The organism is Paenibacillus etheri, from assembly GCF_001012825.1.
Classification (GTDB): Bacteria; Bacillota; Bacilli; order Paenibacillales; family Paenibacillaceae; genus Paenibacillus_AQ; species Paenibacillus_AQ etheri.
This window is the reverse complement of record NZ_LCZJ02000030.1, coordinates 136,250-159,871: the sequence shown is the minus strand read 5'-3', so window position 1 is coordinate 159,871 and position 23,622 is coordinate 136,250. Positions and strand designations below refer to the sequence as shown.

Sequence of the window (23,622 nt, the reverse complement as noted above, 5' to 3'; positions counted from 1 at the left end):
AGTAGCTACGTACGGACGGGATAAGCGCTGAAAGCATCTAAGCGTGAAGCCCCCCTCAAGATGAGATTTCCCAATTAGTAAGACCCCTTGAAGACGACAAGGTAGATAGGTTGGAGGTGGAAGTGCAGTAATGCATGGAGCTGACCAATACTAATCGGTCGAGGGCTTATCCTAAAAATACCCCAAAAAGTGAAGAAAAGGCTGCGAAGCTAATTCCGAATACTTTCCGGGGGCCCCGAAGAGATGACGGGCGACGCAAATTCAATTCGGATTCAGTTTTCAGGCGATTAAGCCTGAGCATTTACGCTGTAAATGCCCGTTTGGTGGCGATAGCGGAGGGGTTCCACACGTACCCATCCCGAACACGACCGTTAAGCCCTCCAGCGCCGATGGTACTTGGACCGAAGGGTCCTGGGAGAGTAGGACGCCGCCAAGCGGACAACCACATTACCCGTGGTATTTTTTTTGCCCTTAATATTTAAATGTCTTAAAAGGGCCTTTAGCTCAGCTGGTTAGAGCGCACCCCTGATAAGGGTGAGGTCGGTGGTTCGAGTCCACTAAGGCCCACCATATTCCCTGATAGCTCAGTTGGTAGAGCACTCGACTGTTAATCGAGTTGTCACAGGTTCGAGTCCTGTTCGGGGAGCCATTTATGGAGAGGTGTCCGAGTTTGGCCGAAGGAGCACGATTGGAAATCGTGTAGGCGCCACAAGCGTCTCGAGGGTTCGAATCCCTCTCTCTCCGCCATGATTTTACTTCCCTGTTAGGGATGAGAAGCCTTGGTGGTTCGTTGGAACATAAGATTAGCATGGCCCGTTGGTCAAGGGGTTAAGACACCTCCCTTTCACGGAGGTAACATGGGTTCGAATCCCATACGGGTCATAACATGGAGGCTTAGCTCAGCTGGGAGAGCATCTGCCTTACAAGCAGAGGGTCGGGGGTTCGATCCCCTCAGCCTCCACCATATTCATTTAAGAACGACGCGGGGTGGAGCAGCCCGGTAGCTCGTCGGGCTCATAACCCGAAGGCCGCAGGTTCAAATCCTGCCCCCGCAACCAAATTTTCCTTAAGCACGATGTATTGGGACTAGCTGGCGTAGTGTGAATGAATAGTATATAATTATTAAATGACGCGGGGTGGAGCAGCCCGGTAGCTCGTCGGGCTCATAACCCGAAGGCCGCAGGTTCAAATCCTGCCCCCGCAACCAATTTACACTTATGCATTATGTCTATGGAACCGTGGTGTAGTTGGCCTAACATGCCTGCCTGTCACGCAGGAGATCGCGAGTTCGAATCTCGTCGGTTCCGCCATTTAGTTAATTATTGTTGGGGATTAGCCAAGCGGTAAGGCAACGGACTTTGACTCCGTCATGCATAGGTTCAAATCCTATATCCCCAGCCATTTATGAGAGCCATTAGCTCAGTTGGTAGAGCACCTGACTTTTAATCAGGGTGTCGAAGGTTCGAGTCCTTCATGGCTCACCATTATTTTTAAAGTGTGCGCGTGTGGCGGAATGGCAGACGCACCAGACTTAGGATCTGGCGTTTCACGACGTGGGGGTTCAAGTCCCTTCACGCGCACCATATTTTGCGGAAGTGGCTCAGCGGTAGAGCATCGCCTTGCCAAGGCGAGGGTCGCGGGTTCGATTCCCGTCTTCCGCTCCATAATTTTTGCGCCCTTAGCTCAGCTGGATAGAGCGTTTGACTACGAATCAAAAGGCCGGGAGTTCGAATCTCTCAGGGCGCGCCATTTTTATTACTAAGTAATTACATGTTTTGACGGGATGTAGCTCAGCTTGGTAGAGCACCTGGTTTGGGACCAGGGGGTCGCATGTTCAAATCGTGTCATCCCGATTTTATACCTTTGCGGGTGTAGTTCAATGGTAGAACTTCAGCCTTCCAAGCTGATAGCGTGGGTTCGATTCCCATCACCCGCTTATAATTAAGAAACACTTGTCTATTATAGGCAGGTGTTTTTTTGTATAGTTACATTTGTCTGGATACAATAGAACTTAGGGATTTTAGTTGAGGAGGTAGCTATGTTCGAATTTGAAGCTAAATTAGTTAGACCTGATGCAAGTGGGAGCTGGACTTATGTTAATATCCCTTTTGATGCCGAACAAATATTTGAAACAAAGTCCAGGGTACAGGTAAAAGGAAGTGTAAATGGAATCCCCTATAGAGGAACGCTTATGCCCCACGGAAACGGCAAGCATTTTATGGTAGTAAAGAAAGAACTGCGGGATCTAGCCAAAGCTCAACCTGGTGATATTGTACATGTGACGATGGAGCAAGATCATCAATTACGGGAGGTAGAAGCCCCAGAGGATTTTCTTGATGCGCTTAGTAGCCACGAGCAGGCAGAAGCTTATTTTAACGGTCTGGCTTATTCTTATCAGAAGGAATATGTGTCTTGGATTGAAGCAGCGAAAAGACCCGAAACCAGAGCCTCTCGTATCGAGAAATCTGTCAGTAAGCTGACTGAAGGATTGAGGCTCAAATAAAAGTATGAAGTGCTTAGCAGGCTGAATAGATGAACAGCGTCCTCTTCCATATATTTGGAAAGGGACGCTGTTCATGTTTGTGATATGTGCGAGTTGGCTTAAATAAGAACGGCTACCTCACCACAATTCACAAACTTAATACTTTCGATTTTTACTGATAACTCACCTGAAGGTATAGCTAGCTGACATGTACTACCGATCTGAGCTAACAGCAACTGCATGCCAATAGGCGAGAACATTGAAATTTTGTTATCATTGGGTTCTGCCTGGTTTGGAAATACTATGGTGTAGGTATCTGTTGTATTGTCATCTAAGTAGCGAAGCTGAAGCTGACTTCCAATTAATACGAGTGAGTTCAATTCTTCTCCATTAAAACGGGATAGTAATTGTTCAAGCTCGGAGCAATAACGGGACAACAGCGTTTCAGCATTACTTCTTTGTTTGCTGCGTTCCGGGAAATACTGATTTAGAAATGCGATTTTTTCCTCATCAAAATAAATAAGCTGCTGGACCAGTTGTGTCCTAGAGCCTTCATAAATTAGACTATGGTTCATAGTAGATTTCACCCCCTCTAATTAGCACATTCTTTGTAAATTTGTTATGACGCGTTGCCATATTAAAATCCCTCCTATACAAATAGAGGTCCCCTAGAGGGAACCTTCTGATCAGTATAACAGCTTCTATATGTAAATCCAATCCATTTTGCAAAGGCAATTGATTCTTACTAAATATTGTATTTAAAACGTTTGACTATTATATAGTTGGGTGCTATGATAGGCTGATGTTATAGGCATTTCGTAGAAAACTGCGGAATGCCTATACTATATTTCGAAGATATTTTTACATTAAATATTACCAGGGGAGTGATACGCCATGTACATTTCGTTGAGTTCACCTATAGAATCTAGACATAAAAAGTAACTAATAAATTTATCAAAGGAGAGATCAGGATGATTCAAGTAAAAGAGTTTGTAGATGCTGATAATTCGTATGCTGAGAATAAGGCTAATGAGTTCTTGGCAGGGCTGCGTGAGGAACAGGTTGTGAATATCTGTTACGGTTCGGTAGTTAAATCTTCACGTGATGGGGCAGAGCATCAAAGAAGCAGTATACTGGTCGTGTATAAGACAAATGAAGGGCAATAACTGGAATACTTTTTTTTCGTGCTTATCTGTTGTCTCCACGCTATGCATCGTGATCGTTCTTATATATTATATGTTTTAGCTTTTCTTATGAAAAAAGAGGACCTTTCCCATTTACGGGTAAAGGTCCTCTTTGATTGTATAAGTGCATTTATAGTCTTATAATCCGCCTGGGACGGATAATCCTAAACCGGATGCAACACGCTGTCCCAGTTCTGGATCAGCTTTATAGAAATGAACAATTTGACGAAGTTTAATATCGTTACTTTCAACTGGTGTCATAGCGCCTACGATATTTTGAACAAGACGGGTACGTTCTTCTTCACTTATCAGGCGATACAAGTCACCAGGTTGTGTATAATGGTCATCACTATTATAGGAGACACTGTCGGCATTTCCAGATACTTCGAAAGGTGATGTTTTGTACTGTGATGCTTCCTTAGGTCCGCCTAAGCTGTTAGGCTCATAATAGGCACCGGATCCGCCATTGTTGCCGAGTGCCATGCCACCGTCGCGTTGATAGTTCTTCACTTCTACTTTTGGACGGTTGATAGGCAGGCTGTTATGGTTAGGACCTACACGGTGACGGTGAGCATCGCCGTAAGCAAACAGTCGACCCTGTAGCAATTTATCAGGAGAAGCTTCAATACCAGGGACGAACGAGCCAGGAGAGAACGTAACTTGCTCTACTTCCGCGAAGTAATTCTCTGGATTGCGATCCAGTACCATGCGGCCAACCTCAATTAATGGATAATCTTTTTGCGACCATACTTTTGTTACATCAAATGGATCAAAGCGGTAAGTGTTCGCATCTTTGATCGGCATAATCTGCACGTAGAGCTTCCACGCTGGGAAATCTCCTTTATCAATAGCATTGAACAAGTCTTCTGTATGATAATCTGGGTTCTCCCCAGCGATTTTGGCGGCAAGATCTGGAGCAAGGTTCTTAATGCCTTGTTCTGTTTTGAAATGATATTTCACCCAGACGGCATTGCCTTCGGCATTTACCCACTTGAAGGTGTGGCTTCCGAACCCGTGCATATGTCTCAGCGTAGCTGGAATTCCGCGATCTGACATCAAAATCGTAACCTGATGTAGAGATTCCGGCGATAACGACCAGAAGTCCCAAACCGCATTTGGGTTCTTTAAGTGTGTCTGTGGATCACGCTTCTGTGTATGAATAAAGTCTGGGAATTTGATCGCGTCACGAACGAAGAATACAGGTGTGTTGTTACCTACGAGATCATAGTTTCCTTCTTCGGTATAGAACTTCACAGCAAAACCACGCGGATCTCTTACAGTATCAGCAGAGCCTAGCTCCCCAGCTACCGTTGAAAAACGGATGAACAGTGGGGTACGCTTGCCTACCTCAGATAAAAAATTAGCTTTCGTATATTGAGTTAAATCCTGAGTGACCTCAAAATACCCATGAGAGCCAGCACCCTTAGCATGAACGACACGTTCAGGAACACGTTCTCTGTTAAAGTGGGCTAATTTTTCAAGCAGATGGACGTCTTGCAGCAAAGTAGGGCCACGATCACCGGCTGTCATTGAATTTTGATTGTCGCCTACTGGAGCACCCCAGCTGGTCGTAAGATTATTATTATTGGAGCTCATGAATAGAATCACCTCGTAAGATTTGATTTTAGATTTAGTATAAGTTCTATATTAGTGTTTTTTGGAGAAAATGCAATACTTTTTAAATAATTGACTATTACAGTATGTGGTAATCGTCGTCTCATTCAGATATATATGATAGATAGAGTGATTAATTACTAAGCAGAATTAAAAAGAACAGCGCACCTCTACCATCTCTGGAGGGGTGTGCTGCTCTTTTTTGATATAGAAATATCCGTTTTCTGTACTTAGTTTTTAATGTACATTCTGTTGTAATATTCATCCAGCATTCTTTTGGTGGCAAATTCGGTGCGAGTGGTTTCGATGCTCTTCTTCATCATTTGTACCCACTGTTCACGATTCTCATAATAGGTTGGGAGGACTCGATTCAATAGGGTGTCGTATAGCGCATCACTATCATGCTTATCCAGAACCTCGAAGTCAGTGGTCTCGAAGCCGTCTCCAATCTGCCAGCCATTCTCGCCATCGATACAGGCTTCCGGCCACCAGCCATCTAGAATAGAGCAGTTCAATACGCCGTTCATAGCTGCCTTCATCCCGGAGGTACCACTTGCTTCCAGTGGTCTACGTGGATTGTTGAGCCAAATATCAGAACCGCGTGTTAACTGTGCTCCGATAGTCATATCGTAATTCTCTAAGAAGACAACACTCTTCGGATATTTTTTCATCATCGCCACTAGATTGCTGACGATTTTTTTGCCGTTATCATCGAGTGGATGAGCTTTGCCCGAGAAGACGATTTGTATTTTACCAGACTCCAGATAAGGCTCAATAATTTCCGGCTGAGAGAAGATCAGGTCACTACGTTTATAAGGAGCAGCTCGGCGTGAGAAGCCGATGAGTAGATTGTCAGCATTTAGGCTAATGCCTGACCGTTCTTTGATGAAATCGATCAGTTCACCCTTAATTTCTTGATGCACTGCCCATAAATTGCCATTGTGTTCATAGGCTTCTGTCATTCTTTCATCTACCCAGGTAGGGGTATGAATGGCATTAGTAATACCTATGATGTCTGATCTTCCGGCTACCTCTTTCCACATCTTATTGGCAGTATCCGCATGAAGCTGAGCTACTGCATTGGATATGCGGGAGAGTCGAAGACCAGCAACCGTCATGTTGAACGGTTCACCACCGATTCGCTCCATCTGGTCGCGGGTTATACCATTGAATGCACTCATATACTCTAGGCGGTCGAGTGGATGGGTTTCGTTGCCTTCTTTTATCGGCGTATGTGTAGTGAACACAACCTCTTCCCGAGTAGCTTTCCAAGCTTCCTCGAAGGTGTTGCCTCCGGACATTTTTTCACGGATTAGCTCGATGGCTGCTAAGGCAGCATGGCCTTCATTGAAATGATAGACATCAATCGGAATGTCCAGAGCACGCATAGCTTTTACCCCACCGATACCGAGTACGATCTCTTGAGCGATCCGTTCCTCGCCAAACCAACCGTACAATTGTCCTGTAATCCATGCATCATTATTCTCGGGGATATCTGTATCCAGTAAATACAACGTGCTGTTGCCAAAATAATCTGTCTTCCATACTTTGCACACCACATCGGTCTTTCTGACTTTAACGGTTACCTTCACCCCTGTATCTTCAAGGAAATCATAAACATAATTGTGATAGGAGTCGTACGGATTACCGTCCGCATCAATTTTTTGGTCCGTATAACCTTGTTTCCACTTGAGCCCGATAGGGATGATAGGAGCATTAATGTCTTTAGCTCCCTTAATGTAGTCACCGGCAAGAATTCCAAGCCCTCCGGCATACATTTTGAAATCGGAATGTAACCCGTACTCCATACTGAAATAAGCTACTGCTGGTAATTTTTGTTCGTTCACTTGATAAGCCTCCTAATCGCGGATTAGATTGAATTACAGTAAAGCTGCGGGCATTATCTACGATGCAAACGTTTGCTCAAAAAACAGTCGACAATCGTTGTGGAAGCGATTGCACAATCATTCTAGCACACTTTATCCATAAAAGCATAACGTCAATTTGGTGAAAATAGCCAATTCGGGGCAAAATCAACGGAAGTGATTGATAAAGTGAAGGGAAGACCCTAAGATAAAGAGATTGAAGAAATAATTAATGGTGGTGTCTAAGTTGGGTATAGTTGTGATTGGAAGCTTAAATATGGATATGGTAGTACGTACGAACCGGGCACCGAGTGCAGGAGAAACGCTTATGGGACAAGCATTTGCCCTATCTCCCGGTGGAAAGGGAGCGAATCAAGCTGTTGCCGCGGCACGTTTGGGTGCTGAGGTTAGTATGATCGGCAGAGTCGGAAAAGATACCTTCGGAAGCGAAATGCTGGAAATTATTAAGCAAGAAGGTATTCATATAGAACATATCTCGGTGAGTGAGACTGAGGCAACAGGTGTAGCTTCAATCGTTATTGAAGAAGATGGAGAGAATCGGATTATCGTTGTCCCCGGAGCGAATATTGACCTCTTTGTAGAGGATATACAGGCGTTAGAAACTGTAATTAGCCAGGCTGAGATGATTGTGATGCAGCTTGAAATGGAACTGGCGATGAGTGAGCATGCTATTGCCATTGCACATCGTCATGGAATTCCGGTCATTCTGAATCCAGCACCAGCTAGAGTGTTTAAAGATAAGATGCTGAGCCAGATATCGTATCTGACTCCTAATGAGACTGAAGCGGGAATTTTGACTGGAATGACGGTAGATAGTTTAGAGACTGCTGAGCAGGCAGCCCGTATTTTGCTGCAAAAAGGTGTTAAAAACGTGATCGTAACCTTGGGATCTAAAGGCGCACTGATTGTTAATGCTGAAGGCGCTAAGTCAGTTCCGGGATTCCCGGTCAAGGCGATAGACACGGTTGCTGCCGGAGACTCATTCAATGGGGCATTAGCCCAGCAATTGGTCTTAGGAAAAACGTTGGAGGAAGCAGTGAACTTTGCTAATGCTGTTGGAGCACTGGCTGTAGGGAAAGAAGGCGCGATCCCATCGCTACCGCAGTTATCAGAGGTTGAACAGTTTCTAAAACAAGTAACGGCAGTAAAATAATCAATACACAATCTATACTAGACGACGGGATAAGGAGCTGAAATAATGAGCAGGACAGTAATCGTTAAAAATGTGATCATTGGCGAAGGAATCCCTAAAATATGTGTTCCGTTGATTGGAGCTACCTTGTCTGAACTGAAACAGGAAGCCGAAGCATTGAAAGAGCTTAGTCCGGATTTAGTGGAGTGGCGGACGGATTTTTTTGATGAAGTTGAAGACACAGAGGCGGTCAAATCAGCACTAAAAGAAATTCATTCTGTAATTCCGGAGTTACCACTGATTTTTACTTTTCGGAGTGCCAAAGAAGGTGGCGAAAAGCAGGTTAGCACGGAATATTACATAACATTAAATATAGCTGCTGCCGAAAGTGGTCTAGTAGATATAATTGATGTTGAATTATTCAATGAGGAACAGGATGTAAAGCTACTGGTCGAGACTGCTCATACTCATAAAGTGCCCGTCATTATCTCGAATCATGACTTTCATGGAACTCCTTCTCAAGAGGAAATCATCTCGCGACTATGCAAGGCACAGGAGCTTGGTGGGGACTTGCCTAAAATTGCGGTTATGCCTCAGGATGCAGGGGATGTACTGACTCTACTTGATGCTACCCATACTATGAAAGAACAATATGCAGATCGCCCGATTATAACGATGTCCATGGCGGGAGCTGGGGTAATTAGCCGTCTAGCCGGTGAAATATTCGGTTCAGCGATTACCTTTGGAGCGGCGCATAAGCCCTCTGCACCTGGGCAGGTAGCTGTGGGTGAGCTGCGAAATGTACTATCGTTGCTGCATCGCAGTCTATAAGGGTTATTAGCAGGTTTCCGGAGAATAGAAATAAGAGCGGCGACCAGATTTCCGGTGCCGCTCTATTTCTGTTTGATTATTTTGTTCCCGTGTATACGTGAACGGCATCTTTTAGGAATTCAGCAAGTCCAGGGCGGTGCTTGTCGTAGTACTTGGTAAAACGTTCATCATCCACATACATTTGCGCTACACCAGCATGTGCTTCTTTGGAATAGGAATCCCAGTAGAAGGAGAGCCACTGGCGGTGCAGGTCAGCACTTTTTTGTGCCAATACACTGGCAGGATCTCCATGCTCCATGGCTTGCAGAAGCGTCTCGAACATTTCCTCCTCAAGCTGCTGTATAGCCGCATATTGTTCTTCTGTCATACCTTTAAGCTTCTTGTTAGATTGATCTACGGTACTGTCACCGTATTTTTCCCGAATTTCTTGACCGTATTCCTTCTCGTTGTCCTCTACCAGCTTTTGCTTAAAGCCTTCGAATTTTTCAGCATCACTCATAGTCTTTCTCCCTTCTTGGTGAGCTAGCGTCTGTTCGACGTTAGCGATTAGTAGATCTAATTGATGTCTCTTTTCAAGCAGCTTGTCATGATGCTCCCGCAGCGCTTTGGCTCCGTCGAATGACGGTTCAGTCATAATAGCTTTGATACGTTCCAGACTTAAGCCAAGCTCTCGATAAAATAAAATTTGCTGTAGTAGATCCACTTCGGCGCGGCCATAGATACGATACCCCGAAGAGTTGATTCTCGCCGGCTTAAGAATGCCAAACTCATCGTAGTAGCGCAGGGTTCGCGTACTGATTCCAGCTAGCTCAGCGAGCTTCTGTACTGTGTATTCCGTAGTATCACCTCCCACAAATTCAATGTACACCTTTACGTAGCGTGAAGGTCAAATGTTTTTTTAAAATATAAGAATGTATAAGTTGCACGCTATACATTATCCTTATATTTCTACGAGAAACGGTTGTCATCCATAAAGGATGACACTGTCGTTTCTTCTTGTTCTACCCAAAACAGCGGCAGTTACCCGCTAAAGATCATTGGGAGGACTGCCGCTGCTTTGATATGCTGATGTTTGAAGTTATTTTTGGCCCATCTGCACCGCAAAATAATTCTGTAATTCCTCTAATTTCCGAGGATCGGTTAGGGTTGTTTTGTCTGAGAAGTAGTGTTCGAGAATAAGGTCCCAGGTAGGTGCAATTTTTTGCGAGTTCATCGCTTTAATGGCGACTTTGACCGTCTTGCGTTCTTTGGCATTAGAGAAAGTATCTACGTAATGCTGTGAGCGCTCGAAATCCAGATCCTTAAACACTGCGCGGAAGATCTCCGATGTCATCTTTGCATCATCCAGTGCCCGATGAGCAGATCCAGACGGTTCAAGCTCGAACAAAGCCATCGCGCCTTCGACACTGATATCATTGCTTAGGCCGCGAGCTCGCAGCACACCCTTAAGTAAATCGAAATACGTAGCGGACATCCAGTAGGAATCGTCCATCTTGTGCATGCGCACATCCTGAATGATTCGCTTCATGTCCTCGCCACCCCATGTAAGCAGCAGCACTCCGTCCGTACTTAGATCAAGCCACTCTCTAAACGCAGTGATTACTTTCGGAAAGCGGGCTGCGATATCGATTTCCTCTTGAGGAATACCGGTTTTTTTCTTAATAAAAGAATTAAGGGTGGAGAAATATATGGGTTTGATCAAGGAAGAAAATTCATCCTTATACTGCAATGAAGAGTCTAACCGGACAGCTCCAATCTCAATGACCTCCATAGGGTGCTCGCTGGCAAACTTACGGCCGTTGAATTCGATGTCCAGAATAATATAATCCACAGGTACTTGCCTCCGTTCCATGACTGACGCTGTAGTACTTAATACGTCGACTACTCTATTTTAACAAAAAAAGCGATGTAATGGGAAATAAGGCTTTAGGCATTATGAATATTTGAGCAAGACCTCTCGATCAGGTAATATGGAGTGTAATACTTACTAATCGCCGAATGGTAATAAAGTGCTAGAAACTACTTTTGATAACATCACCAGGAGGATAATAATGCTTACAATTCGGGGGAAAATGAATAAGGCGTCCTAGTGAAGAAACCAAACGCCATGAGATATTGAAGCAGTTATTAGGAAGTGTTGGCAAAGAGCCATGGATTGAAGCGCCGTTACATTTGGCATATGGGAGTAATACTCATATTGGGGATCATTTCTATGCAAATTTCAATCTAGTAGTAGTAGACGATATAGATGTACATCATTGGTAACAACGTAATGTTCGCTCCAAACGTGACCATATCCGCTACAGGCCACCCCGTAGATCCGGAGCTTCGAAAAAACTGCGAGAAATTTCAGAGCGTGATAAAGAATACTATTATAAAGATTTGAAAGTTGAATAGGAAGCATGTAGCAACATAGAGCAACTTGATCAGGGCGACTTGAAGGGGACTCTTAAGATAAATTTCCATTCAAAAAGACGCATCCATCCTCACTTAGTGGGTTGGATGCGTCTTTTCGTAGGGTTAGGTACAATTCCTTTCAGGTTCAGGCTGATGAATTGGCTGTTCCAGTACGACAGATCCGTCTTCAAGGCGAAGCCAGGTATTGAAGTCCTTATTGCCCTGGGTCAGACTTATGACGCGTGCGCCCCGCATAAAGCCTTCTTTTCCATAAGTGTTGTAGCCAGTCGCCCGCCCGTAGCTGAGGCGTATGCCGTACAGGTTGCCCGTAAAATCGTTAATATGGTCATGCCCGCAAAAGGTACCAAGCACATCGCCCATTTCAAGCAAAGCTGTGAACAATCCCGAGTTAACATGTGATGAGCATACACGCTCGAGCTTATGTCCATGACAGACTTGTGTTGACCATACTTCCTGGTATTCGGGAATCGGGATATGGAAGAAAGCCAGTGCAGGTAGTCTGTTTTCAGCAGTCTTTGGATTCAGCCGAGCAGATTCAGCAGTTAGCCAGTTGATCTGATTCCGGCTAATCCAATTGTAGCCAGGGATATGCTCCATCTCGGAGTAGCTGCCGGAGTCTATGAAATAAAGGACAGCTGCCCCATGGCCATCCTGATCTTTTATTTCAAGCGTGTAATTGCCTGAACCTTCAAGATCCTCTGGACCGGCTTCGGCCAGGCAGTGGGGATGTTCCAATGCAATCTGCATTAGTTCACTGCGGGAGATCAGGGTTTCTGTATCATGGTTGCCAAATACGAAGGCCCAAGGGGTACCTGTTTTCTCCACAGCAGCGACAGCATCCCGAAAAGCTTGGGCGGGGTCTTCACACGCCTTCTCACCAGGTGAGACAGGGGCGGTGTATATTAGATCTCCCGTGAAGACCACAAGATCAGGTTGTTCTGCTTCCAGAACGCGTTCCATCAGTTCCCGGGTACGCTGATCTTCGGCTCTTCCATCCATCCAGTGAAGATCAGTGAACTGTACAATTTTCAAGGTTCCATCTTGCTGAAATGATAAGCTGTGTCTCATTGGGGTTATCTCCCTTACTATCTAATATTGTTAGCCGATCCAGATTCGCTGGGTGAAGTGATCTCCGGAGTTCCTACCAATCATAATATCAAATTCCCCGGGTTCGAAGACCAATTGATCGTCTTTTCCGTAGAACATCAGCATTTCTCTAGTGATCTCGAAAGAAACCACTTGTTTCTCATGCGCTGCGAGTGTAATTTGTTGGAAGGCCTTCAGCTCCTTGACCGGGCGTACGACACTTGCGCTGACGTCATGGATATAGAGTTGAACGGTTTCCTTGCCGGCGATGTCTGAAGTATTCTCCACCTCAATGGAGGCAACAACCTGATCAGCAGCATCAACATTGAAATTGCTGTAATCAAAACTGGAGTAGCTCAGACCATAGCCAAAGCAGAACAGCGGGTCGTTAGGGCAATCCAGATATCGAGTTACATAACGCACATTGGGATATAGGGGATCATAGGGACGCCCCGTCTGATAGGCATTGTAATAGACAGGAATTTGCCCAACCGAGTAAGGAAAGCTCATAGATAAACGGCCGGACGGATTATAATCTCCGAACAGCACATCAGCTAGTGAGTTCCCGGATTCTGTACCCAGAAACCAGGCTTGCAATAAAGCATCGCTGGCCTCAAGAATAGGCTTTAGTTCCAACGGTCGGCCGCTAAATACAATGGTAACAATCTTTTTGCCGGTGTCTTTCAGACGCCAGATCAGCTTCTCCTGATTGGTCGACAAGCGCAGATTGGTTTTGCTTCCGCCTTCCCCGGTATCCTGCTGATTCTCACCGACAGCAGCGAGAATTACATCGCAATCTTTTAGGCGCTGGAAGGCTTCTTCGATTTCATCCTCCACATCAAAAACACCCTCCAGCATGCTTCCCAGCTCACCAGTCATAGCCGTAATAATATCCGCGGCAGATGTTTTTTGAGAAATGCCGTTGTAGAGTGATACAGCCGGGTCTTTTTCCGTTCCAGACCAGCCGCCCAGCACATGAATAGAGGTAGCGAAGGGACCAGCCAATCCAATCTTCATACCGTGTTTAAGGGGCAGAGCATTATTGTCATTTTTCAGCAGCACCACTGAGCTGGTACCCAGCTCTCTCGCAGCTTGTAAATTCTCCACGCTCGGCGTAGGCGCCTCATCTACTAGTGGATCTGCATCCTTGAATGGATTGTCAAACAAACCGAGAGCGTCCTTGAGTTCTAGCACTCTAACAACAGCTTCATCGATCAAGGAGATATCAAGCTTGCCTTCCTCGACTAGACCAGCACCGTAGTTTAGATAATGGGTGGACATCATTTCAATATCAAGTCCGGCAGCCAGACTTTTCTCCGCAGCTTCACGACCATCTTCGGCAGCACCATGAGGGATTAGTTCATTAACAGAATTGAAATCGGCGATGGTAACGCCGTTGAAGCCCCATTCCTCACGCAGAATTCCGCGTAGAAGTTTGGAATTGCCGCTTGCTGGTATGCGGTCTATTGTATTGAATGCAGCCATCACCATGGCGACACCAGCATCTACGGCAGCCTTATAGGCTGGTAGATAGAACTCACGTAAAACGCCGAGGGACATATCTACCGTATTGTATTCACGACCGCCTTCGGGAGCGCCGTAACCGGCGAAGTGCTTCACACAGGCAGCGATACGCCCTTTTTCTTTCAGGTCTTTGCCCTGATACCCCCGTACCATACTCTCGGTTACTCGTGCATTCAGATAAGGGTCCTCACCGGATGTCTCCATCACCCGTCCCCAGCGCGGATCGCGTACGAGATCCGTCATAGGCGAGAAAGTAAGGTGAATGCCGGCAGCTGCGCTCTCCTTGGCTGCAATTTCAGCGAACCGTTCGCAGGCTTCCATGTCAAAGCTACAACCTATCGCAAGCGGGATCGGAAGGATCGTTCTGTAGCCATGAATGACATCCGCCATGAAGAGCAGGGGAATCTTCTGACGGCTGGCTTGCAAATGCCGGGTTTGCAGATCGATCACATTCCTGGCTCCAATGCCGTTTAGAACACTTCCGATGTTCTCCATTACTTGCGGTTTAATGTTCAGTTCTTTAAATGGACCGGTTAAATCCACGGTATCATCCAAACCCCAATAGTGAGGGCCTAGCTGGGTTAATTGGGCCAATTTCTCTTCTAGAGTCATATCGTTCACAAGATCTTGGATAAACGGTTTAGTCATGGTTAACACCTTCCTCGTGAGCGCATTGAAAGTTATTGTGACAAATAAATGTGCTATACCAATAAGAAAGCGCTTGCGATTTGTGTTCGCCGCTGCTTTGAGCGGGAGCGGATTCTGAGTAAAGGATAGCTTTCAATATCCTGTTCCGTGTGCACACGCAGATTAATATAAATGGATGAGACATGAAATAGATCAGAACGGGGAGTTCATCGTCAGATGTCATAATAGAGGCTGACATGGTTGTAAAAGAACAAATAGAAACGTTTCCATTAACGATACATATCGATCTTAGTCCGAAGACCTTAAAAAGTCAATTATCTTCGCGAAATCGGCCGATTCATTATATTTAGGTTGTAAAATGTGATTTTTATTACAAGAAAATCAAAAATAAAATGAATTGACAGCGCATACATCTAGGGAGTATGATTTTCGTACAGGGAGTTTCAAAGAAATTATGGAAACGTTTCTATATCATCCGATACGCTTTTTTCATAAAGGATGAGCAAGCAGTTTCATGCTGGTTGCGGGACAAGAAAGGAAGCTAAGTTATGCATGTGACGAAATGCATCTTTCAAATTGGAGGTGGGCTCATTGTCAAGAATTAAGCTTGCGGGTGGAAGTATTGTCCGAGAAGTCATTAAGAACAAAGTGCTTTTTCTAATGTTGCTGCCTGTAATCCTATACTTCATTATTTTTCACTATGCGGTAATGCCTGGCGCTTACGTCGCATTTGTAGATTACAAGCTCAACAAGGGCATTTTTGGAAGTAACTTTATCGGTCTGAAAAACTTCGAATTTTTGGTTCAAAATGGCGATCTATGGAATATTACCAAGAATACACTGCTCTACAACATCGTCTTCCTAGCTCTGGGTAACATTATTCAAATTGTGTTTGCCATTATGCTTTCGGAGATCTCGGGCAAGTGGTTCAAGAAAGTGTCTCAATCCGTTATTCTCCTACCCTACTTTATCTCTATGGTTATCGTCGGTGTGTTTGCCTACAATATATTCAATTTCAATTCCGGGTTCATCAATACGATGCTAACCGGAATGGGGCTAGACCGTTACGAGTTTTATTCTGATCCGGGCATCTGGAAATATATCATTGTAGCCTTCAAGATCTGGGCTGCTACCGGATATGGAATGATCGTCTATCTGGCAACGATCACAGGGATTAATCATGATCTGTACGAGGCTGCTTATATGGACGGAGCTACTACCTGGCAGCGAATCCGTTATATGACCTTACCGATACTGAAGCCAACCTTTATTCTGCTCCTGCTGTTCGGTATGGGTGGAATTCTCAAAGGATCCTTTGACCTCTTCTATAATCTGATCGGTACGAACTCGGTGCTGTATCCGCAGACGGATATTATCGATACCTATGTCTTCCGTTCACTGGTGGGACAATTCAACTTCTCTATGGGCGCCGCGGTGGGCTTCTACCAATCCATGTTTGGCCTGATTCTGGTGCTAGTAGTTAACTTTATTGTACGCAAGGTCGAGCCTGACAGCGCATTGTTCTAAAACCAGACACGAAACAGGGGTGATGAATATGGAAACTCAAAAAATCAAACAGGATTCCGGAAGTATTATCATAAAAGTGATTAGCTATATCTGCATTGGTATCTTTGCACTGTTCTGTGTATTTCCCTTCGCACTAATGATCTCCTCATCGTTCATGAACGAGCAGGAAATTGTCCGTGAAGGCTATAAGCTGCTGCCTAAGGAATTTTCCTTTAAGGCTTACGAATTGTTGTTTAACAACTCTACGCAATTGGTAAATGCTTATAAGATAACTATTTTTATAACCGTAGTGGGTACGGTCCTTGGACTGTTCATGATGTCGATGGCTGGCTTCGTGCTTAACCGCAAGGATTTCAAGTATCGCAACTTCTTTTCCTTTCTAATTTACTTTACGACACTCTTCAGCGGTGGCTTGATTCCAACGTATATCCTGATGGTCAAACACCTGCATATGAAAGATAACTTATTTGCCATGATTCTACCGGCTGTAGTTGGCGCTTGGTCGATCTTCCTGATGCGTAATTTCATGAAGGCGATTCCGGATTCCTTATATGAATCTGCTACCATTGACGGTGCTGGCGACTTCCATATCTATTGGCGGATATTTATTCCGCTGGCGGTTCCTTCCTTAGCTACCATCGGGCTTTTCTCGGCGATAGGCTTTTGGAATGAGTGGTACAACGGGATGTTATATATGGACTCCCCGACGAAATATCCACTCCAATACTTTTTGCAGCGAATGGTCAACCAGACGAATCTCGGTACACTAATCAATTCGGGGGCAGTTATCAATACGGCTGATCTTCCAACGCAATCCATCAAGATGGCTACAGCTGTGCTGGCCACCGGGCCAATTATTCTCCTCTATCCATTTGTACAGCGTTATTTCGTAACAGGCCTCACTGTTGGGGCTGTAAAGGGTTAATGGACGTCTCCTTTTCGAAGGCGCGTTTATTATAAATGCAATTCATAAATAGAAAAGAAAAGGGAGGCTTACCTAATGAAAGGTAAAAAAATTGCGTCTTCTTTAATTGCTGTACTCATGCTTTCTGGGGCATTGACAGCCTGTTCATCGAAGAACAACGAGGCGAGTAATGATCCGGCAGCTACGAAGGCACCAGAAGCTTCAACGAATGCAGGAGGAGTAGACACTTCCAAAGAAGCTAAGTTGGTGTACTATCTGTGGGGCAGTGAAGGTGTTCAAAATAAGGCGATTCTAGATGAGATTAACAAAAAGCTAAAGGCTGATCTCAACGCTACAATTGAAGTGAAGTATATTGACTGGCCGGATATCAATACGAAATACCCGTTGCTGTTTGCTTCAGGCGAGCAATTTGATATGTCTCATGCATCTCCAGGAGCACCGGTATCCTATTTCACATTGGCTAGTGAAGGCGCTCTAGTGGACCTTACAGATATGCTCGATAAAGTTGCTCCTAAGCTGAAGGCAGAGATCCCTGCTAGTGTATGGGAAAATACTAAGTACAAAGGTAAAATCTATGGTGTTCCGAGTCTTTATAGCGAATATACACCGAATGGTTATGCCTATCGTGTAGACTTGCTGAAAAAATATGGAATGGAAAAAATTACAACTATTGATGACATGGTTAAATACATGGATAATGTTGTTGCCAATGAGTCCTTCCCACCAATTAACGGTAAGTCTGAAGATGCGGCCAATATGTTCAGAATGCTCGTAGATACTACAGGAATGTGGCTTAACGCACCTGGTATATCTTTGAATGAACTGAATCTTGTGACCAAAAGTCCAGAGGACTACAAGACCGTCTTCCATCCAGCATACACTCAGGAATTCGAAGATTGGGCTGTGAAGATGCGTGAATGGGCAGATAAGGGATACTGGGGCAAAGATGTGCTGTCTGCAACTCTTGGTAGCAAAGATAACTTCAGAGCAGCAAACTCCGCAGGTTATTTGACTCATGCTCAGGACTGGATCGGCCAATACGGTGCAGATTTGAAGGCGCAACCTGAGGCAGAAACTGCATTCTTTACTTTTGCGGAAGCCAACAAGAAGATCAAACGTAAGATGGGCGTTGACAACTCGACTGTAATCAGCACGAGCTCCGAGAATCCAGAGCGCTCTTTGATGGTGATCGAGAAGTTCATGACTGACGAAAGCTATTACAACCTCATCCAAAACGGTATTGAAGGCAAACAATATGTTATGGAAAATGGTGTTAAAAAGCAGCCTCAAGGCTTCAACGAAAAAACGGACGGCGGAGGTTTCGCTGCTTGGTCACTTCGTAATGACAAATTCGTAGTTCCTACGGATACAGAAAACCCAATTCGTAACTCCTTGTTTGCAGAGTGGGATAAAGTCGCTATCGATGATCCATACAATGGCTTTAGCTTTGATCCATCGAATGTAACTACAGAAATTGCTTCCATCTCCAACGTGAATTCCCAGCTTGGTATTCAATTGATGCTTGGTAAAACAAGCAAAGATCCTAAAGCTGCTGTAGCGGATTACCGTGAGCAACTGAAAAAAGCAGGAATTGACAAGGTTATTGCCGAAGTAGAAAAGCAATTGGCTGAGTTTGTTCCAGTGAACTAAAGAACGTTAAAAGGTGTGAGGGAGCTATAGTAGCATATAGCTCCCTTACTTATAAGTGGGGGAGTATAGTGGACGTAAATATCAAGGATATCGCGCGGATTTCCGGTGTGGGCATCTCGACGGTTTCCAGGGTCATCAACAATAAGGGGCTGGTGAGCAAGGCTACACGGGAAAAGGTTCTGAATGTTGTTAAGGAATACAATTACATTCCTAATTCCAATGCAAGAAATTTAAAAACGACGGAGTCTAAGAACATTGCGCTCATGGTCAAAGGGATTACCAATCCGTTTTTCTCCAATATGATCAAAGAGATTGAGCGGCAAGCTAATCTTCGAGGTTACCCCTTCCTCATTCATCAGGTAGAGGATGGAACGGATGAAATTAATGCGGCGATTCAGCTGACCAAAGAAAAGAATCTATGCGGGATCATCTTCATGGGCGGAACCTACAATCATTCTGAAGAGAAATTCAAGCAGCTGACGGTCCCATTTGTTCTGACAACGATCACCTCTACACAAGAGGTGGACCCTGATATCTTTTCTAGTGTCACCATTAATGAATTGAAGGAAGCTTATAAGGCCACCAATTACTTGATATCACTTGGGCATGAGAATATCGGTTTTCTAGCCAAGTCCCCATTACTGGATGAAACGACAGGCAACCGGCGTTATTTAGGCTACAAAAAAGCACTGGAAGAACATAATCTGCCTTATGATGCACAGCTTGTGGAAGATTGTGAATACAGCCCTAGCTCAGGATTTGATGCAGCGCGAAGATTGCTTAAAAGGGATAAGGGAGTAACCGCAATATTTGCAGCCTCCGACACGATTGCTATCGGTGCTGCCAAAGCGGTGCTTACCGCAGGGTTGTCAATTCCGGATGATATTTCAATCATTGGCTTTGACGGGATCGAAATGGCTGAATATTTTCATCCTTCACTTGATACGATCAGCCAACCGGGTACAGAAATGGCTTTATCCAGTGTGGGCGTTCTGTTTGATCTAATTTCTGGACGGTCAGGTCATCAGCATTTTGTCTACGATGCGGTATTGCTCAAGCGAGGCTCTTGCAAGATGCTCAAAACACTTAAGGTTTAATACTGACTATAAACGCTATCATTGGAGTGGTAACCCAAATGCAAGACACATTGAGAATAGGTACTCTGGTTCGTGGCGGGGAGGCCGTCACCGTGATTCCGCAAATCGTTCAGCATGGTTTTGAATCCTTTAACCTGAACTTTTGGCAGACCACAGGTGAAACCAATCTTGTAGAAACAGCTGCACGAGTAAGGGAGCTGGCTGCTGAGCATGATTTTGTCATCTCTTCCGTTGGGATTTACGGAAATCCACTTTCAGGAGATGGAGACAATGCTGACACACTCGCCAGTTGGGAGCGATTGATTGATCATGCCCATTTATTCGGCACAGATATTATCGGCGGATTCACTGGACGTCTGCCGGGTTCGTCGATCGACGAGTCGATTCCGAAATTTGCAGAGGTGTTCGGAGAATTGTCCAAGAGGGCAGCGGATCGCGGTCTAAGAATTGCTTTTGAGAATTGTTCTATGGGTGGGAATTGGCAGACCGGAGAGTGGAATATCGCCCATAATCCTTCCGCCTGGGAGAAGATGTTCAATGCTGTTCCAGCAGACAATCTGGGTCTCGAATGGGAACCGTGCCACCAGCTGATCGGTCTGATTGATCCGATTCCGCAGCTACGCAAATGGGTGGATAAGGTGTTCCATGTACATGGCAAGGATGCCACCATTGCTTGGGATATCGTCAAGGAATACGGGATTCATGGACCTAAGCCTTATGTGTGGGACCGGACACCTGGCTTTGGAGATACGAATTGGGTGGATATCATCTCGATTCTGCGCCAAGCTGGCTATAAGGGAACTATTGATATTGAAGGCTGGCATGATCCTGTCTACCAGGGTGAACTAGAAATGACTGGACAAGTACATGCGCTAAATTATTTGAAGTATTGCCGAGGTGGCAGTTTTGTCCCTAATCCGGTGTAAAGGTTGTCAGATAGTAACAACCCAAAAATGACCTCAGAATCCACAGTGAAGTGGAGGATGAGGTCATTTTTAAAAATATACTTTAATCCCGAATAAGATATCCTTGCCCAAGCTGGATTTCATTAAAGCCTGCCATATGGCGAGCTTGAAAGCGAATCGGCTTAAATCCACCTATAATAATGATGTTTTTAATATCCGCAGCCCCATCTGAAGGCAGTGAAAAGGATTTGATATAGGTGAATTCTTCCGCGAGCGTGGTGTGAATCGCGTTAATGTGCGGGTCATTTTCACCTTTTCCCATTAGATTCATTAGGAGATACCCTTCGGCATTCAGTTTTGAATACACGATGCTGAAAAATTCACTGGAGATTAAGTGCCTCGGCGTACCCGCGGCGGTAAAAGCATCCAAGATAATGTAATCATATTTTTGTGGTTCTTCACCTTCAAGGAGCTGACGTCCGTCACCAATCACTACGTTATCTTGGGTGTATCCAAAATAGCGGCGGCTTAATTCGACTACTTCGCTGTCTAGCTCGGCTACTTTAAAATTTTTGTCTAGAAAATGCCCAGCAATCGTTCCAATTCCATGACCAATAAGAAAGGCATCCTCGAAAGAGGGGGCGTTGAATTCCATTAAGTGAATGATGGCTCGCGGATATTCAAATAGAATTCGTTCCGGGTCATTAAGATCCATCGCACCTTGAGTAGCATTATTCGAGAACTGCATGACGCGGAACGAGCCTTTTTCTCCATATAGTTCTGTCGTGTCATAGACGGTGATTTCATGATTATCGCTGTTTCTTTGAAGTTCCGAATGCAAGTGATCAATCTCCTTATACGATAGAAATTCGTTTATATTCATTGGGCGTAACGCCGACTACATGTTTAAACAGCTTATTGAAATAGGCAGGATCGCCATATCCAACTTCTGATCCAATCTCGTGAATCTTTAGGTCAGGGACATTCTTGAGCAGATGCTTGGCTTTACGTAGCCGGATTTCTGTGATGTAGTCCGTTAATGTAAGTCCAGTCTCTTGTTTGAACAGCTTACTTAAATAGCTTGGTGTCAAAAAAACCATATTCGCTAAGGTGTTCAGATCTGCATGTTGATTATAGTTGGCTGATATCCCGCGCTTTATGGTTTCTACAGCTGTACCGGACATCTCTAGGCGATGGGCTCTGATATCAAATAGAATCTTCGAGAGATGATCGGTGAAACCACGCTCGATTACACTGAAGCTCATACTGGATGCGATACTTTCATACAGCCTGAGATGAGGATCGCCTTTGTAGAGGGTCTCGAATTCTTGCAGTTCCTTCTGCGCAGATTCAACAACCCATCGACAGACACGGAGAATTTGATCGGGCGCAGCTTGTTGTGATTTCAGCACTGAGAATAAGTTATGCACACGCTCTAAGGCACCCTCCATATTCAGAATCTGCAGATCATGGATTAATGGCTCCTTGATCGCATGGAAAGGCTCAAGAATATTTACCTCAGGCTGCTGAATGTTCTGAATATTTGCATAGTGCAATCGGTCAGTATTATAAATGCCGAGACTGCAGGCTAATTTAGCATCTAGATATGCTTGTCTAAGCTTGGCTGCATCATTATAGGAACTGCTAGTACCTACATGCAATATCATACCATTGGCAGAGGTCCGAATCCTGCCGCCGATGTCATGCCAATCGCTGTCTGAGAGTGGCTTTGTAGAATACAGGATACAGACGTGCAGTCCATATTGAATCTCTAAGCTGTCGATGCTAAATGACTTCTCTTGCCGTAAACTTTCTACGCAGAAACAGACAGGCTCTCTGGATCTTCCTTTGAACACAAAGACCGAGAAATAAGGCTGGGGTAAGATAAGGCTCGACAACAGCAAGGGGGAAGGGGGCTCATCGACTTGAAGAAGGGTCAGTAAGAGACCAGAACGGTGACGTACCTCCTTGTCACGAGAGAACTTTTACTCTTCCTCCAATTGATAAAGCAGCTCGAATAGTTGTTCCTTATCGATTGGCTTTAATAAGTAGTCTACGGCAGAGCTGCGTATGGCTTCTCTGGCATAATTAAATTCAACAAATCCACTCATCAGAATGGAGCGGATTTGTGGGTGACTGGCTTTTAACTGTTTAATTAATTCCAAACCATTGATTTGCGGCATACGAATATCAGTAATCACAACATCAAGTTGAAGTGAAGGTAACTCGTCAAGTAGATGTTTCCCATCAGAGTAGGTGCCGATGACCAGAAATTCAGTACTTTCTTTGCTGATCATTCGGGCTAGACCTTAGCGGATCAGGATTTCATCGTCAACAATTGCAATACGCAGCAATCAGAGCATCTCCTCTCCGTAATCCATGCCATCTTCACTATGAGTAGTGAAGGTAATGTCCTCAATGCGCAGCGTAACACGAGTACCCATTCCGAGTGTACTCTCCACAAGGAGCCCAAATGAGCTGCCGTAATGCAGGCGGATTCTCTCATTCACATTTCGTAGACCAATACCGAACATTTCACTTTCAGTCCCATTATGCAGACTATTATTTAAGGATCGAAGGGTAGCTTCATCCATACCGATGCCATCATCTTCTACACAGAATACGACATTTCCATGCTCACTCCATGCGGTGATGCTTAAGGTGCCGAGCCCTACTTTTTGATCTAAGCCGTGAAAGAATGCGTTCTCCACAA

Annotated in this window: 20 protein-coding genes, 15 tRNA genes and 2 rRNA genes; 26 read left to right on the top strand and 11 right to left on the bottom strand. The window is 44.8% G+C overall.

Annotated elements, in window-relative coordinates; translation table 11 throughout:
* From UQ64_RS19485 to UQ64_RS19400, 18 genes are all read left to right on the top strand, one after another.
* A 23S ribosomal RNA gene (locus tag UQ64_RS19485) occupies nucleotides 1-174 on the top strand; the annotation flags it as partial.
* A 145-nt stretch (nucleotides 175-319) separates the two neighbouring features.
* A 5S ribosomal RNA gene (gene rrf / locus UQ64_RS19480) occupies nucleotides 320-436 on the top strand.
* Between the two features lie 57 nt (nucleotides 437-493).
* Nucleotides 494-570, top strand: a tRNA-Ile gene (locus tag UQ64_RS19475).
* Nucleotides 571-573: 3 nt separating this feature from the next.
* Nucleotides 574-649, top strand: a tRNA-Asn gene (locus UQ64_RS19470).
* Between the two features lie 5 nt (nucleotides 650-654).
* Nucleotides 655-747: transfer RNA gene (locus tag UQ64_RS19465), tRNA-Ser, on the top strand.
* A 63-nt stretch (nucleotides 748-810) separates the two neighbouring features.
* Nucleotides 811-882: transfer RNA gene (locus tag UQ64_RS19460), tRNA-Glu, on the top strand.
* A gap of 6 nt (nucleotides 883-888) precedes the next feature.
* Nucleotides 889-964: transfer RNA gene (locus UQ64_RS19455), tRNA-Val, on the top strand.
* A 17-nt stretch (nucleotides 965-981) separates the two neighbouring features.
* Nucleotides 982-1,058 (top strand) — tRNA-Met (locus tag UQ64_RS19450).
* 72 nt (nucleotides 1,059-1,130) lie between these two features.
* Nucleotides 1,131-1,207, top strand: a tRNA-Met gene (locus tag UQ64_RS19445).
* Nucleotides 1,208-1,232: 25 nt separating this feature from the next.
* Nucleotides 1,233-1,310, top strand: a tRNA-Asp gene (locus UQ64_RS19440).
* 16 nt (nucleotides 1,311-1,326) lie between these two features.
* Nucleotides 1,327-1,401, top strand: a tRNA-Gln gene (locus UQ64_RS19435).
* Between the two features lie 7 nt (nucleotides 1,402-1,408).
* Nucleotides 1,409-1,484 (top strand) — tRNA-Lys (locus tag UQ64_RS19430).
* Nucleotides 1,485-1,499: 15 nt separating this feature from the next.
* Nucleotides 1,500-1,583 (top strand) — tRNA-Leu (locus UQ64_RS19425).
* Between the two features lie 6 nt (nucleotides 1,584-1,589).
* Nucleotides 1,590-1,664, top strand: a tRNA-Gly gene (locus UQ64_RS19420).
* Nucleotides 1,665-1,672: 8 nt separating this feature from the next.
* A tRNA-Arg gene (locus UQ64_RS19415) sits at nucleotides 1,673-1,749 on the top strand.
* Between the two features lie 30 nt (nucleotides 1,750-1,779).
* Nucleotides 1,780-1,853: transfer RNA gene (locus UQ64_RS19410), tRNA-Pro, on the top strand.
* 12 nt (nucleotides 1,854-1,865) lie between these two features.
* Nucleotides 1,866-1,936: transfer RNA gene (locus UQ64_RS19405), tRNA-Gly, on the top strand.
* 102 nt (nucleotides 1,937-2,038) lie between these two features.
* Complete coding sequence (locus UQ64_RS19400) at nucleotides 2,039-2,503, top strand: YdeI/OmpD-associated family protein (RefSeq protein ID WP_060625164.1); 465 nt, start codon at nucleotides 2,039-2,041, stop codon at nucleotides 2,501-2,503.
* A gap of 98 nt (nucleotides 2,504-2,601) precedes the next feature.
* Here UQ64_RS19400 and UQ64_RS19395 read toward each other — a convergent pair whose 3' ends face one another.
* The gene (locus UQ64_RS19395) at nucleotides 2,602-3,057 is read right to left on the bottom strand and encodes a GreA/GreB family elongation factor (RefSeq protein ID WP_060625163.1); all 456 of its coding nucleotides are present in this window, start codon (nucleotides 3,055-3,057) and stop codon (nucleotides 2,602-2,604) included.
* 396 nt (nucleotides 3,058-3,453) lie between these two features.
* Here UQ64_RS19395 and UQ64_RS19390 point away from each other — a divergent pair, with 396 nt between their 5' ends.
* Nucleotides 3,454-3,648 (top strand): sporulation protein Cse60, encoded by a 195-nt coding sequence (locus UQ64_RS19390; protein ID WP_042184993.1) that lies wholly within the window; start codon nucleotides 3,454-3,456, stop codon nucleotides 3,646-3,648.
* 156 nt (nucleotides 3,649-3,804) lie between these two features.
* On the opposite strand, the gene katA is transcribed toward UQ64_RS19390, so the two are convergent.
* Complete coding sequence (gene katA / locus UQ64_RS19385) at nucleotides 3,805-5,262, bottom strand: catalase KatA (protein WP_060625162.1); 1,458 nt, start codon at nucleotides 5,260-5,262, stop codon at nucleotides 3,805-3,807.
* A gap of 248 nt (nucleotides 5,263-5,510) precedes the next feature.
* Nucleotides 5,511-7,127 (bottom strand): alpha-glucan family phosphorylase, encoded by a 1,617-nt coding sequence (gene glgP / locus UQ64_RS19380; protein WP_060625161.1) that lies wholly within the window; start codon nucleotides 7,125-7,127, stop codon nucleotides 5,511-5,513.
* Between the two features lie 250 nt (nucleotides 7,128-7,377).
* Here glgP and rbsK point away from each other — a divergent pair, with 250 nt between their 5' ends.
* Nucleotides 7,378-8,319 carry a ribokinase gene (rbsK, locus tag UQ64_RS19375; protein ID WP_082651212.1) on the top strand — a complete coding sequence of 314 codons (942 nt, stop codon included), beginning with the start codon at nucleotides 7,378-7,380 and terminating at the stop codon, nucleotides 8,317-8,319.
* 45 nt (nucleotides 8,320-8,364) lie between these two features.
* A complete protein-coding gene (aroD, locus tag UQ64_RS19370) occupies nucleotides 8,365-9,129 on the top strand; it encodes a type I 3-dehydroquinate dehydratase (protein ID WP_060625160.1) in 765 nt (254 codons plus the stop codon).
* Nucleotides 9,130-9,205: 76 nt separating this feature from the next.
* On the opposite strand, the gene UQ64_RS19365 is transcribed toward aroD, so the two are convergent.
* The 4 genes from UQ64_RS19365 to bglX all read right to left on the bottom strand — a co-directional run bounded on the left by UQ64_RS19365 (nucleotide 9,206) and on the right by bglX (nucleotide 14,805).
* The gene (locus tag UQ64_RS19365; RefSeq protein ID WP_060625159.1) at nucleotides 9,206-9,982 is read right to left on the bottom strand and encodes a MerR family transcriptional regulator; all 777 of its coding nucleotides are present in this window, start codon (nucleotides 9,980-9,982) and stop codon (nucleotides 9,206-9,208) included.
* Between the two features lie 225 nt (nucleotides 9,983-10,207).
* Nucleotides 10,208-10,960 (bottom strand): 3'-5' exonuclease, encoded by a 753-nt coding sequence (locus UQ64_RS19360; RefSeq protein WP_060625158.1) that lies wholly within the window; start codon nucleotides 10,958-10,960, stop codon nucleotides 10,208-10,210.
* Nucleotides 10,961-11,649: 689 nt separating this feature from the next.
* On the bottom strand, nucleotides 11,650-12,615 hold the full coding sequence (locus UQ64_RS19355) for a metallophosphoesterase family protein (RefSeq protein WP_060625157.1): 966 nt from the start codon (nucleotides 12,613-12,615) through the stop codon (nucleotides 11,650-11,652).
* Between the two features lie 30 nt (nucleotides 12,616-12,645).
* Complete coding sequence (bglX, locus tag UQ64_RS19350) at nucleotides 12,646-14,805, bottom strand: beta-glucosidase BglX (protein WP_060625156.1); 2,160 nt, start codon at nucleotides 14,803-14,805, stop codon at nucleotides 12,646-12,648.
* Between the two features lie 582 nt (nucleotides 14,806-15,387).
* On the opposite strand from bglX, the gene UQ64_RS19345 reads away from it, so the two are divergent.
* The 5 genes from UQ64_RS19345 (at nucleotide 15,388) to UQ64_RS19325 (ending at nucleotide 20,930) form a co-directional block, all read left to right on the top strand.
* Nucleotides 15,388-16,332: an ABC transporter permease gene (locus tag UQ64_RS19345; RefSeq protein WP_425339607.1), complete on the top strand. Its 945-nt coding sequence runs from the start codon at nucleotides 15,388-15,390 to the stop codon at nucleotides 16,330-16,332.
* A 28-nt stretch (nucleotides 16,333-16,360) separates the two neighbouring features.
* Nucleotides 16,361-17,257 carry a carbohydrate ABC transporter permease gene (locus UQ64_RS19340; protein WP_245238097.1) on the top strand — a complete coding sequence of 299 codons (897 nt, stop codon included), beginning with the start codon at nucleotides 16,361-16,363 and terminating at the stop codon, nucleotides 17,255-17,257.
* 75 nt (nucleotides 17,258-17,332) lie between these two features.
* Nucleotides 17,333-18,907: a DUF3502 domain-containing protein gene (locus UQ64_RS19335; RefSeq protein ID WP_060625154.1), complete on the top strand. Its 1,575-nt coding sequence runs from the start codon at nucleotides 17,333-17,335 to the stop codon at nucleotides 18,905-18,907.
* A 68-nt stretch (nucleotides 18,908-18,975) separates the two neighbouring features.
* The gene (locus UQ64_RS19330; RefSeq protein WP_209445845.1) at nucleotides 18,976-20,004 is read left to right on the top strand and encodes a LacI family DNA-binding transcriptional regulator; all 1,029 of its coding nucleotides are present in this window, start codon (nucleotides 18,976-18,978) and stop codon (nucleotides 20,002-20,004) included.
* A gap of 38 nt (nucleotides 20,005-20,042) precedes the next feature.
* Nucleotides 20,043-20,930: a sugar phosphate isomerase/epimerase family protein gene (locus tag UQ64_RS19325; protein ID WP_060625152.1), complete on the top strand. Its 888-nt coding sequence runs from the start codon at nucleotides 20,043-20,045 to the stop codon at nucleotides 20,928-20,930.
* A gap of 82 nt (nucleotides 20,931-21,012) precedes the next feature.
* On the opposite strand, the gene UQ64_RS19320 is transcribed toward UQ64_RS19325, so the two are convergent.
* The 4 genes from UQ64_RS19320 to UQ64_RS32275 all read right to left on the bottom strand — a co-directional run bounded on the left by UQ64_RS19320 (nucleotide 21,013) and on the right by UQ64_RS32275 (nucleotide 23,620).
* Nucleotides 21,013-21,792, bottom strand: a complete 780-nt coding sequence (locus UQ64_RS19320; protein WP_082651211.1) for a spermidine synthase — start codon at nucleotides 21,790-21,792, stop codon at nucleotides 21,013-21,015.
* On the bottom strand, nucleotides 21,764-22,765 hold the full coding sequence (locus UQ64_RS19315; protein ID WP_209445844.1) for a helix-turn-helix domain-containing protein: 1,002 nt from the start codon (nucleotides 22,763-22,765) through the stop codon (nucleotides 21,764-21,766). The genes UQ64_RS19320 and UQ64_RS19315 overlap by 29 nt, the downstream gene beginning before the upstream one ends.
* 129 nt (nucleotides 22,766-22,894) lie before the next feature.
* On the bottom strand, nucleotides 22,895-23,206 hold the full coding sequence (locus tag UQ64_RS19310; RefSeq protein ID WP_060625150.1) for a response regulator: 312 nt from the start codon (nucleotides 23,204-23,206) through the stop codon (nucleotides 22,895-22,897).
* Nucleotides 23,207-23,263: 57 nt separating this feature from the next.
* Entirely contained in the window at nucleotides 23,264-23,620 is a 357-nt protein-coding gene (locus UQ64_RS32275; protein ID WP_245238096.1) for a sensor histidine kinase, read from the bottom strand.
* Nucleotides 23,621-23,622 lie beyond the last annotated feature (2 nt).

What these genes read in the sequence shown, in the direction of transcription:
- rbsK (WP_082651212.1), top strand. Translation starts at nt 7,378, where the DNA reads ATGGTGGTGTCTAAGTTGGGTATAGTTGTGATTGGAAGCTTAAATATG.
- katA (WP_060625162.1), bottom strand. Translation starts at nt 5,262, where the DNA reads ATGAGCTCCAATAATAATAATCTTACGACCAGCTGGGGTGCTCCAGTA.
- UQ64_RS19320 (WP_082651211.1), bottom strand. Translation starts at nt 21,792, where the DNA reads ATGAATATAAACGAATTTCTATCGTATAAGGAGATTGATCACTTGCAT.
- UQ64_RS19390 (WP_042184993.1), top strand. Translation starts at nt 3,454, where the DNA reads ATGATTCAAGTAAAAGAGTTTGTAGATGCTGATAATTCGTATGCTGAG.
- UQ64_RS19340 (WP_245238097.1), top strand. Translation starts at nt 16,361, where the DNA reads ATGGAAACTCAAAAAATCAAACAGGATTCCGGAAGTATTATCATAAAA.
- bglX (WP_060625156.1), bottom strand. Translation starts at nt 14,805, where the DNA reads ATGACTAAACCGTTTATCCAAGATCTTGTGAACGATATGACTCTAGAA.
- UQ64_RS19335 (WP_060625154.1), top strand. Translation starts at nt 17,333, where the DNA reads ATGAAAGGTAAAAAAATTGCGTCTTCTTTAATTGCTGTACTCATGCTT.
- UQ64_RS19355 (WP_060625157.1), bottom strand. Translation starts at nt 12,615, where the DNA reads ATGAGACACAGCTTATCATTTCAGCAAGATGGAACCTTGAAAATTGTA.
- UQ64_RS19395 (WP_060625163.1), bottom strand. Translation starts at nt 3,057, where the DNA reads ATGAACCATAGTCTAATTTATGAAGGCTCTAGGACACAACTGGTCCAG.
- UQ64_RS19325 (WP_060625152.1), top strand. Translation starts at nt 20,043, where the DNA reads ATGCAAGACACATTGAGAATAGGTACTCTGGTTCGTGGCGGGGAGGCC.
- aroD (WP_060625160.1), top strand. Translation starts at nt 8,365, where the DNA reads ATGAGCAGGACAGTAATCGTTAAAAATGTGATCATTGGCGAAGGAATC.
- UQ64_RS19310 (WP_060625150.1), bottom strand. Translation starts at nt 23,206, where the DNA reads ATGATCAGCAAAGAAAGTACTGAATTTCTGGTCATCGGCACCTACTCT.
- UQ64_RS19400 (WP_060625164.1), top strand. Translation starts at nt 2,039, where the DNA reads ATGTTCGAATTTGAAGCTAAATTAGTTAGACCTGATGCAAGTGGGAGC.